Below are 9,910 nucleotides of genomic sequence, written 5' to 3' on the forward strand. Positions count from 1 at the left end.
CTACAGCGGCTAGCCCGGCCATTGTTGCAAATGCAAACGCGATTGGTAGTGAACACTACCACAACAGAACAGCCGAGTTCGCCCACTTGCGTCGGGCTCGATTGCAAACGACGGCACCACGCCGTGCGCAACGGACTACTGTCGATCTGAAATGCGTTGCAGAGACTTGGTGATAGAGTAAGTGTTGCGCAATGGAGATCGCCGTGTGCGGGAGCTATGCGGCAGACACAATCGTGGCGCGTCCTGTTGCATGCTCTCGAGTGGTAAGCGCTCAGAGAACGGCCTCTTCTCGGGATCCGGAGTGATGTCCGAGGCTGCCTTCGTGTGGTGATGGCACGGGAGGAGCAATGAATGGCGGAGCAATAGAGCGATCTGGCGAAGGGGATCGGGAATGGAAAGTCCATCTGGAGGCGGTGTCGTCGCGCGGGGTGACTGCGAAGGCGTACGCGCAGGAGCAGGGCCTTTCGTATCACGCGCTTAACCAGGCAGCGTCTGCGCAAGCTCGGGGAGTGGCCGTCGATGATGCGTCTGACAGAAGGTGTGTCGGTCTACCAATGTCGGAAGACGGTGGGGCTCCGGAAGTCGATTGATGGGCTGTCGGCGGCGGTGGAGCGAGTTCTCGGACTGGATCCTCTCGAAGAAGTGTCCTTCGTGTTCGCGGATCGGCGCAAGGACAAGATCAAGGTGCCGTACTGGGAGCGGAGCGGCTTCGTGCTCTTGTACAAGCGTCTGGAGAAGGCCCGGTTTCCTTGGCCTGCGTTCTATGGCGCAGCGACGCTTGTGCTGAGCGGCCGCGAGTTGGACTGGATTCTGGACGGGACCGACTTCTCCCGCACGCAGCCGCATGAGACGTTGCAATACCGTTCGGCCGCGTAGTGCGTTCGTGCGCAAAGCCCGTCAATGCTGAGTGATGTCGACGAGGCGTGAGGCTCTGCCTCTGGATCCCGAAGCGCTTCGCGCGTTCGTCACCGAGCAGCAATGCGAGACGGATGCGCGATGTGAGCAGCTCGAAGCGGTCCCCGCGCAGGTACGCGTGATTCGTCAACTGCGCCCGAAGTGCGCTTGTCCGCACTGCCGCAAGGGCGTGCACATCGCAGCGTCGCCGCCGTGATCCAGAGGCCGTCGCGTCGCTGTCGGTCCTGGCTCCGTGTGTAACGCGGGATCGGCGACGACATCACCCGGCCGCTGGACCTGTACGAGTATGACCCGTCGCGCAGTGCCGAGATCCCCAAGCGCCTGCCTCGAATCCGCACCCGTGGCCAGCGGTAGTCGGCTCGTGCACGACCGTGAATCAGGACCCTCCGGTCTTCGAGGCCAAAAACCCCGCCAGATGCCTCATCTGGGGGCGTACCCACTTGTCGTAGAAAGGCTCGTCTTCTTCCTTCCAATCGAAGAGCTTCGTTTCCGAACCGATTCCTGAAACTCCAGGCTTGGAATTGATCTCGATGAGATGAATGCTGCCTTCCGTGTCAAGGATGATATCGAGTCCGATCTCGATCAGTTCACCCGGGAAGCGACCTTCCAGATGTTTCGCAAGGTCGTGGGACACGCGTCGGATCTCTCTTTCCTTCGTGCGGCCAGCCTCAGCACCGAACAGGCTCTTGAAAAGATCTTCGCTGACGCGGATGGAGCCACCCTGGAAGATATTCGAAACATCACTGTCCACCGGAGCGAGGCGCGTTTCCATCAGCGAATGCCAGTCGTTTCCGTCATTCACCATCACAACGCGAATATCGAACACAGAGTCCTTGAAGCGTAGGGACTCGATGCCTTGTTGGACGACGTACTTCTTGTCGTCGCCGGCAACGTTCACCATGCCGACGGCCGATTCGAGCGTGATGGGCGAGAAGATGCGCTGGGTGCCGTAGTCGTAGTATTTCATGGAGATCTCGCTCCCGTCCTTTCGGAAGACGAAGATCTGGTTGCCCTTGTTTCCAGCTCGCGGCTTCACGAAGGCGAGGTTGGAGCGATCGAGGAAGGAATTGAGCTGTGCGGCCGACCCGATGAAGTCTTCGGTATGCGGATGAAGTGACGTATCGAACTCCCGCACGACGTGGTAGGTCTTGAGCTTGTTCGAAACGAGTTCAGAGAACTCGTAGGGGACGTAGACTGCGATATCGTTCTTTCGCACCCAGTTCTTGAAGCGGCGATACCCCATCCCCTGGTTGATCAGTTTGCGAGTTCCGTACGTCCAATTGGCATTGATGCGTGGAACCGCGTACCGATCGCGAACCATCCCTCGCCCTTCGACCCGGTAGCCCGGGACCTCGCCTTCTCCTGTCACGTCCTTTGGTGAATAAAGGAAGATGCCGATCCCCAAGGGCTCGAGTTGCTCGCTGATCAAGAAGGCGCGGTTGACCAGTGACGGACTGAGTTGCTCGATTGGATCCGTGTCCATCGTGCAGTTACAGAGCAAGCCGACGGTCTTCACGATTGTTGACATCGCGGGAACTCGGCAGCCGATCGCCCATCAGCGGATCGGGACGTAGTCGAAGCAGTCATCAGATCTCCACTCAGTTTCCTCATTCTCGCAGAATCAGTGCGGTTTCTCAGCACAACTCAGCGCACCGCTCGGCTTCATATGGTCCGGGCAGTCGGTCCGGTGTTAGGGCAATTGCATTGGATCCGCTGTTTGCGAGTCCGAATATCGCGCAGTTCGAGGCGAAGTTGCGCATCCCGAACGCGGGCATCGAAGATACCGAACCGCGCAAGGCCCTGACTCGCAAGCCGCTGCGAGGGCTCGCGGCCTGCGCCGGGATTGATGCGCACCACAACACCGAGATCACCATTCCCACCGGCGCGGACGCGACCTGTGACCGGATCCTGCACAATGCGCGCCTATACATGCTACAAAGCGACTCCAGAAGGAGGCAGACTAAGCCAGTCTGAACGTTTCAAGCTGCACGAGCGTTCACGATGATCGTGATGCGCAGTCACAGATTGCGAAGCGGGACACTGCCAAACACCTTGTCGATCCGAACGGTAGAACTGGAAGAGGCCTTACGTCGTTTGCTGTCTCGATATGCTTGAAAGATGCTCCGGCTACCTGCTCAGCCTAAAGGAAGAATATGAACCGACCCGCGAACGACAATGAGACTAACGCCAGGTCCAGGAATGGACCCGAGTTCTCGGGGGCGCTCGAAGGCTTGAAAGTCCTGGGGGTCAACGACCTCTCGCGCTATCAGGCAGCTGTCGAGGCTGGTCAGCAGAAGAGTTGGGGCTACTACTTTCCCTTTCTCCTGACGCGCAATCGGACCGGAAGGAATGCGATCCTCGTGGTCGAGGATGAGGGCTCGCTCTGCGTGTTCAACTGGAAGCGCGCAAACGGCATACCGCGACTCGACCTGGCCTTCGCACCGCTCCCGTTAAACCCTGCCGTGCTTCGGCGCTGTATTGAACGCGCGAACGAGTTCAATGGTGATCGCTCCGCTCGCGTCATGCGCATCGACGCGAAAGACGTAGATGCGGTGCGCGAGACTTCGCTAAGACCGAGGGAAAGTCGACAGCAATTCATCTTTGCGCCTAAAACCTACGAAGACCTCGGCGGCAAGGCGTTCAAGACCGTCCGGCGCAATGTTGCCCTCGTCGATCGACTCGCGAACGTCGAGGTTCTTCCCTTCTCGACCTCTCACGCGAAGGACTGCCATGCGCTCCTTGTCAACTGGAAGAAGGCGCACCGCGAGGCTTTCGGCTCGAGCGGTGGAGCGGGAACCTCTCGACGCGCGATCAACTTCGTGGGAACGCTCCCGGAGAGCATCTTGCGGGGCGAAGTCGTCTTCGTCGACGGGCGCCTCGTCGCCTTTGCCTTCGGAGGAGAGATCCGCCCTGGACTAGCGTGTTCCTTCGAGCGGAAGTGCGACACGTCGATTCCAGGGCTCGGCTATTTCCAGCTGCGTAGCCTGTTTCGGAGCTTCGGCGGTGTCGAAATGATCAACGACGGAACCGATACCGGACGTGAAGGACTTCGCCAGCTGAAGACGAGTTTTCGGCCGATCGAGATGCACGTCGAGTATAGGGCGCGGCAGGGATCTTTGAGGAGGAGCGATCGATAATCGCCGCAACGCCCACGGACGAGCGACTTCGATGCATCTTGCAGTCCGTTCCTTGTTTTCGGTGACTTCTGGAGTTCACTTCACCACACCCGCCTCGTTCGAACATCTTGCCTGGCGAGTCGATCAGCTGCATCCCTCGCCCGCGCAACGGGATAACAGTGGCTGGAAAAGCGGTTGGATGTCGTCAGACAGCCTGCAATCACGACGACTGTCAGATCCGATCGTGACTACTACATCTTAGCCAGAGCTATCCCGAGTCCGGAAGCTTTTGACGACGTACACCCGTGGCCACGGACCCCTAATCTCGCGCCGTCGGTGCGATTACGATCGAGGTGTCGGAATCACACCGTTTTCGCGCAGACGCTCGCGATCGGTCGAGTCGTGACCTAACTCCGCGAGGATCTCGTCCGTGTGCTCTGCATAGAGCGCTGGTGCTGACGACGGTTCGAACGGGGTCGCAGAGAACTGGAGCGGCGGCCGCGCCCTGCGGTAGCTCCCGTACACCGGGTGCTCACCTTCCAGGACCCCGCGGTTGTGGAGGATCTGCGGGTCTTCGAATACCTCGGACTGAGTGAGGATCGGCGCCGCTGGAACCTGGTGCGCTACCAGTCGCTCGTAGGCCTCGGCGGTCGTGAGTTTGGCCAGGCCCTCGCTCATCGCCTGGATTCTGGCCTTCTGATTGGCTTCCTTGAGGCTGGCGCGGCCGCGCTGGTTCGGGTGGTCCGCTAGATCGGCGCGGCCCACAGCGCGCAGTCCATCCCGCAACTGGTCCGATGTCGCCATCCATGCCGCGAGTTGACCGTCGGATGTCGTCAACAGCTGAAAGAGCTCGCCGGGTGTCATGGGGTTCTCGACGCCTTCGCCTAACAAGGTGTGTCGCATCATGCCATCCGGCCAGAAAAAGGATAGGGCTGCGTCGAGCATCGCCACGCGCACGTGCTGCCCTCCGGCTCCGCGCTCGCGGGCCAAAAGCGCCGCCGTGATGCCCTGGGCGAGTTGATGAGACGTAGCCTTGTCGACGACCGCGTTGCGAACGAGGTCTGGGACCGGAACCTCGGGATTCGTCTGCGAGGAGATGTAGCCGGTCAGCGCCTGGAAGATGGGATCGTAGCTGCGGCGTTGCGCGTAGGGGCCATCGTCGCCATAACCGGTGACCGATGCATACACGAGGCCCGGGTTGATCTCCCGCAGGTCCGCCTCGCCGACGCCCAATCGCTCTGCGGCGCCCGGGCGCCAGTTCTGCACGAAGACGTCCGCGCCACGGACCAGCTCGCGGAGGATCTCGACGCCCTCCTTCGATTTCAGGTTCAGGCCGATCGAGCGCTTGCCGTGGTTGCAATTTGCGTAAAGCGCCGCCATGCCCGCGCGATGGCTGACGATCTGGCGAGACGACTCGCCGTGATTCGGCGGCTCGACCTTGATCACGTCGGCACCCTGATCGGCCAGGATCATGGAAGCGAGCGGACCGGAGATCATTTCACTTACATCGATGACACGGAATCCAGACAGTGGTCCAGGCATGGGGCAAGCATGAGGCAGATCCGTTTCGATCTCAAGCAAGCCCGCTTCCTGTTCGACGCCGGTCGTGCGACCCCGTACAGTGCCCCTCATGTCGCAACCCGATATCGGCCGTCCAGAAGAGCGGATCGCGATCGAACGCCACGGCGCTGGTGAACCACTCGTGCTCACGCACGGATTCGGCGATTCTGCAACGACCTGGTCCGGGATCCGTCCGATTCTGTCCAAACACTATGAGACCTGGTCCTGGGATCTGCTCGGCCACGGGCGCTCTGCCCGACCGACCTCGGAACAGGAGTACTCCCCGCAGATCGCGCTCGCGGATCTCGAATCGATCATCAGCGCAGCCGGGCAGGACGTGGTGTTGATAGGCCACTCCCTGGGCGGCTATCTGTCGCAATACCGATGCGCGAGTAGTCTGGAGCGGGTTCGCGGCCTCGTGTTGATCGCGACGGGTCCGGGTTTCCGCTCACAGGCCAAGCGAGAGCGCTGGAACCAGTACGTGCGCGAGGGTTCCGACCGATTCGACGCGCCGGATGTGGCCACGAGAATGGCCGAGATGCACGACGATCTCGTGATGGCGAATCTCGAAAAACTCCGTATTCCGATCCTGCAGATCTGCGGCGGGCGCGACGAGGGTTACCACAGCGCGCTCGAAGTCCTGGAGCAACGAGCTCCGTCGGTCGAATCGATGATCGTTCCGGGTGCCGGACATCACGTGCATCGCAGCCATGCACCCGAAGTCGCCGCGCGAATCCTGACTTTCCTGGAGCAGCTCGGCTGACGACCGTGCGCGCCCTGGCCCCGGAGTCGTCGAAAGACCCTTGGCGCCGTCAGTAGCTGCGGGGCAGACCGAGCACGTGCTCGGACACGAAGTTCAGGATCATCTCGTTGGAAATGGGTGCGATGCGCGACATGCGGGACTCGCGCCAGTATCGCTCCACATTACATTCCTTCGCATAACCCATTCCGCCGAAGGTCTGCACGGCTCGATCGCAAGCCCGGAAGGCCGCTTCGCTGGCCCGGAGCTTGGCCATATTCGCAAGCGGGCCCACGTTCTGCCCGCCGTCGAATGCCCAGGCCGCCTTCTGCCACAGCAGTTCCGCCGCTTCGAGTTCAGAGTATGAGTCGGCCAATGGGTGTGCGATCGCCTGGTTCATGCCGATGGGACGATCGAAAACCACGCGCTCCTTGGCGTAGTGCACGGCCTTGTCGAGAGCCTGGCGCCCGATTCCGACAGACTCGGCCGCCAGCACGATGCGCTCGGGATTGAGTCCATCGAGCAGACAGCGGAAGCCCTGGCCGACTTCGCCGACCACGTCTGCATCGTCGACGGGCAGGTCGTGAATGAAGAGTTCATTCGAGTTGACCGCGTTGCGACCGCATTTGTCGATCGGTCGGATCTCAATGTGCTTCGGGTCCAGGTCGATCAAGAACAGCGTCATGCCGTGGAGCGGCTTTGCGCACTCCTCTCGCGGAGTGGTGCGCGCGAGTAGCAGGCATTTGGCGGCTTGTTGCGCCTTGGTGTTCCAGATCTTCTTGCCGTTGATGATCCAGCGCGAGCCGTCGCGTCGCGCGAATGTTCGAATGCGCGAAGTGTCGGTGCCCGCGTCGTCTTCGGTGACGCCAAAGGAAACGTGAAGTTCGCCACTAGCGGTGGGTGGCAGGTAGCGCCGCTTCAGTTCTTCGGAGCCGTGGTGGATGACCGGACCCATGCCGAAGATCGAGATGTGGAGTGCGGAGGCAGCATTCTGCACACCCGCGCTATGCGCGACCGCCCCCAGTAGCACCGCTGCGTGGGTGATGCCCATGCCCGCGCCGCCGTACTCCTCCGGAACGATGATCCCGATCCAGCCCTGCTTTGCGAACGAGTTGTAGAAGTCCCACGGAAACTCGTGCTTCTCTTCCTTTTCGCGCCAGTAGTCGTCGTCGAACTGGCTGGCCAGGCGATTTGCTTCGTGTCGAATGTTCTCGAGTTCGGGATCGAAGGTGAAGTCCATACAGGGATTGTACCACCGCAAGTACCTCGGACCGTACTTTCGCTAGTGAAGTCGCGTAGGATGGAGGAACCGGCTCGGAGCCTTTCGATTCAACTTTTTGGCTCGAAGGAGGACGCCATGCATCCCGGAAAGCACGCGCAGAAGTTCCCCGACGCAACCGCCCACGTCTTTGGACGCAGCGGAGAGGTCGTCACCTGGGGCGAGTTGGACGAGCGCTCGAACCGCCTCACGCAGCTCATGTGGGACGCCGGATTGCGACGCGGTGACCACGTGGCGATCTTCATGGAGAATCACCCGCGCTACTTCGAAGTCTACTGGGCCGCGATCCGCTCGGGGCTCTACTTTACGACGGTGAACCGCTACCTCAGCGCCGAAGAGGCGGCCTTCATCATCGACGACTGCGGTGCCCAGGTGCTCATCACGTCGGCCACTCTCGGCGACGTGGCTGCTGCCGCACTTCCCCGGATTCCCCGTTGCCCGATCCGACTGATGGTCGACGGTACGCGCGAGGGATTCGATGCCTACGAAGATGCGATCGCCGGCTTCCCCAACCGACCGCTCGACAAGCCCTGGCGCGGAGAGTTGATGCTCTACAGCTCGGGCACGACGGGCAATCCCAAGGGCATCATGCGCCCGCTCACGGACACCACGGTCGACGACGAAAACACGTTCCCACGCATGATCGGCGGACTCTTCTCGCTGGACGGGGAATCGATCTACCTTTCCCCCGCACCTCTGTACCACTCGGCGCCGATGGGTTTCACCACGACTCTACAGAGCCTGGGAGGCACTGTCGTCGTGATGGAAAAGTTCGAACCGCTCGAGGCACTGCGTTGCATCGAGGCCTATGGCGTTACGCATAGCCAGTGGGTGCCGACGATGTTCACGCGTATGTTGAAGACACCCGAAGCGGATCGAGCCCACTACGATCTGTCGAGTCATCGAATCGCCGTCCACGCCGCCGCTCCCTGTCCGCCCAGGGTCAAGCGCGAGATGATCGACTGGTGGGGGCCGATCCTGCTCGAATACTACGGCGGCACCGAGCTCAACGGCCTCACCTTCATCAACTCCGAAGAGTGGCTTGCGCACGAGGGCTCCGTCGGGAAGGCGGTGATGGGCTCGATCCGCATCTGCGACGATGATGGGAAGGAAGTCCCGACCGGAGAAGACGGTCTCGTCTACTTCGAACGGCCCGCGGTGAGTTTCCACTACCACAACGACGAAGAGAAGACGCGCTCTTCTCAGCATCCCGCACACGAGAACTGGTCTGCGCTGGGCGACGTCGGGCACGTGGACGAGGACGGCTACCTCTACCTCACCGATCGCAAGACCTTCATGATCATCTCCGGCGGCGTGAACATCTATCCAGCGGAGATCGAAAACACACTTGTGACTCATCCGAAGGTGATCGACGTCGCCGTGATCGGCGTTCCAAACGAGGAGTTCGGCGAAGAGGTCAAGGCGATCGTGCAGCTCGTCGAAGGAGAAGCGGCTTCGCCCGAACTCGAACAAGAGCTCATGGACTTCTGTCGCAAGCATATTGCCCACTACAAGTGCCCGCGCTCCGTCGACTTCGAAGAAGAGCTGCCCCGCTTGCCCACCGGAAAGCTCTACAAACGTTTCCTGCGCGATCGCTACTGGGGCAAGACGGGCTCGAAGATCGTCTCCTGAACCGGACCCCGCCGTGAGACCTGACTCCCAGGTGCGCACGGCGGGTTCGCGGCCGACGGTCTACGCAGGCAGTGCGGGATCCTGATTTCGCAGCGATACGGCCGCAAGCAAATCGCGGAACTTGCTCTTTTCGATGCGCTCGCCAAATCCCGCACGTTGCAATCGCTGGAAATACTCTTCGACTTGCTTGATCTGCAGGGTGCCGACGATCTCGATGCCTTTCTTGATCTGCTCCGGTGAGGTGCCTTTGCCCGCAAGCACGATCATCGCCTCGAACAACGCCGAGTCGAACTGGGCGAGCGTGAAATTCTCCGCCTCGTCGAGTGCGATGTGCAGCTGTTCCTTGCGCTCCGGGCAGTGGTCAATGACCCAGCGCAGGTGCTGCATGCCGTACGAGACGTGGCGCGCCTCGTCCTGCATCACCAGCTGGAACATGCGCTTGTCGACCGGTGTGGGCGAGATGAACTCGCTGAAGCGGAACATGGTCAGGATGTTCCCCTCCGCCAGCAGGTGCATGAAGGCGCTGGCCTCGCTGTAGGTGTCACATTCCAGGATGGCTTTCAACGAATGTTCGGTCTGCGGCAGGGCCTCCATCAGCCCGACTCCACCGGCCAGTGCCCGCTTGCGGAAGACCTCTGCGTGCCGCGCTTCGTCGATCGCCTGCGATGC

At 61.0% G+C, this 9,910-nt stretch carries 10 protein-coding genes; 6 read left to right on the forward strand and 4 right to left on the reverse strand.

Annotated elements, in window-relative coordinates:
* The first annotated feature begins 519 nt into the window (after window positions 1-519).
* Complete coding sequence (tnpB, locus tag GY725_25955; GenBank protein MCP4007641.1) at window positions 520-876, forward strand: IS66 family insertion sequence element accessory protein TnpB; 357 nt, start codon at window positions 520-522, stop codon at window positions 874-876.
* A 34-nt stretch (window positions 877-910) separates the two neighbouring features.
* On the forward strand, window positions 911-1,111 hold the full coding sequence (locus tag GY725_25960; GenBank protein MCP4007642.1) for a hypothetical protein: 201 nt from the start codon (window positions 911-913) through the stop codon (window positions 1,109-1,111).
* Window positions 1,112-1,291: 180 nt separating this feature from the next.
* Here the strand turns inward: GY725_25960 and GY725_25965 are convergent, their stop codons facing one another.
* The gene (locus tag GY725_25965) at window positions 1,292-2,443 is read right to left on the reverse strand and encodes a hypothetical protein (GenBank protein MCP4007643.1); all 1,152 of its coding nucleotides are present in this window, start codon (window positions 2,441-2,443) and stop codon (window positions 1,292-1,294) included.
* Window positions 2,444-2,619: 176 nt separating this feature from the next.
* On the opposite strand from GY725_25965, the gene GY725_25970 reads away from it, so the two are divergent.
* Together GY725_25970 and GY725_25975 are read left to right on the forward strand one after the other, a co-directional pair.
* Window positions 2,620-2,889 carry a hypothetical protein gene (locus GY725_25970; protein ID MCP4007644.1) on the forward strand — a complete coding sequence of 90 codons (270 nt, stop codon included), beginning with the start codon at window positions 2,620-2,622 and terminating at the stop codon, window positions 2,887-2,889.
* Window positions 2,890-3,068: 179 nt separating this feature from the next.
* Window positions 3,069-4,052 (forward strand): DUF2156 domain-containing protein, encoded by a 984-nt coding sequence (locus GY725_25975; GenBank protein ID MCP4007645.1) that lies wholly within the window; start codon window positions 3,069-3,071, stop codon window positions 4,050-4,052.
* Window positions 4,053-4,373: 321 nt separating this feature from the next.
* Here GY725_25975 and GY725_25980 read toward each other — a convergent pair whose 3' ends face one another.
* On the reverse strand, window positions 4,374-5,612 hold the full coding sequence (locus tag GY725_25980; GenBank protein ID MCP4007646.1) for a CoA transferase: 1,239 nt from the start codon (window positions 5,610-5,612) through the stop codon (window positions 4,374-4,376).
* A gap of 49 nt (window positions 5,613-5,661) precedes the next feature.
* Between GY725_25980 and GY725_25985 the strand changes: the two genes are divergently transcribed.
* Window positions 5,662-6,354, forward strand: coding sequence for an alpha/beta fold hydrolase (locus GY725_25985; GenBank protein ID MCP4007647.1), 693 nt, complete (start codon window positions 5,662-5,664; stop codon window positions 6,352-6,354).
* A gap of 49 nt (window positions 6,355-6,403) precedes the next feature.
* Here the strand turns inward: GY725_25985 and GY725_25990 are convergent, their stop codons facing one another.
* The gene (locus GY725_25990) at window positions 6,404-7,570 is read right to left on the reverse strand and encodes an acyl-CoA/acyl-ACP dehydrogenase (GenBank protein MCP4007648.1); all 1,167 of its coding nucleotides are present in this window, start codon (window positions 7,568-7,570) and stop codon (window positions 6,404-6,406) included.
* A 117-nt stretch (window positions 7,571-7,687) separates the two neighbouring features.
* Between GY725_25990 and GY725_25995 the strand changes: the two genes are divergently transcribed.
* Window positions 7,688-9,241, forward strand: a complete 1,554-nt coding sequence (locus GY725_25995) for an acyl-CoA synthetase (protein MCP4007649.1) — start codon at window positions 7,688-7,690, stop codon at window positions 9,239-9,241.
* Between the two features lie 60 nt (window positions 9,242-9,301).
* On the opposite strand, the gene GY725_26000 is transcribed toward GY725_25995, so the two are convergent.
* Window positions 9,302-9,910 (reverse strand): ferritin-like domain-containing protein (locus GY725_26000; GenBank protein ID MCP4007650.1); only part of this gene is annotated, 609 nt, incomplete at its 5' end.

It is taken from the genome of bacterium, from assembly GCA_024226335.1.
Taxonomy (GTDB): domain Bacteria; phylum Myxococcota_A; class UBA9160; order SZUA-336; family SZUA-336; genus JAAELY01.

What these genes read in the sequence shown, in the direction of transcription:
- GY725_25975 (MCP4007645.1), top strand. Translation starts at nt 3,069, where the DNA reads ATGAACCGACCCGCGAACGACAATGAGACTAACGCCAGGTCCAGGAAT.
- GY725_25985 (MCP4007647.1), top strand. Translation starts at nt 5,662, where the DNA reads ATGTCGCAACCCGATATCGGCCGTCCAGAAGAGCGGATCGCGATCGAA.
- GY725_25995 (MCP4007649.1), top strand. Translation starts at nt 7,688, where the DNA reads ATGCATCCCGGAAAGCACGCGCAGAAGTTCCCCGACGCAACCGCCCAC.
- GY725_25960 (MCP4007642.1), top strand. Translation starts at nt 911, where the DNA reads ATGTCGACGAGGCGTGAGGCTCTGCCTCTGGATCCCGAAGCGCTTCGC.
- tnpB (MCP4007641.1), top strand. Translation starts at nt 520, where the DNA reads ATGATGCGTCTGACAGAAGGTGTGTCGGTCTACCAATGTCGGAAGACG.
- GY725_25990 (MCP4007648.1), bottom strand. Translation starts at nt 7,570, where the DNA reads ATGGACTTCACCTTCGATCCCGAACTCGAGAACATTCGACACGAAGCA.
- GY725_25965 (MCP4007643.1), bottom strand. Translation starts at nt 2,443, where the DNA reads ATGTCAACAATCGTGAAGACCGTCGGCTTGCTCTGTAACTGCACGATG.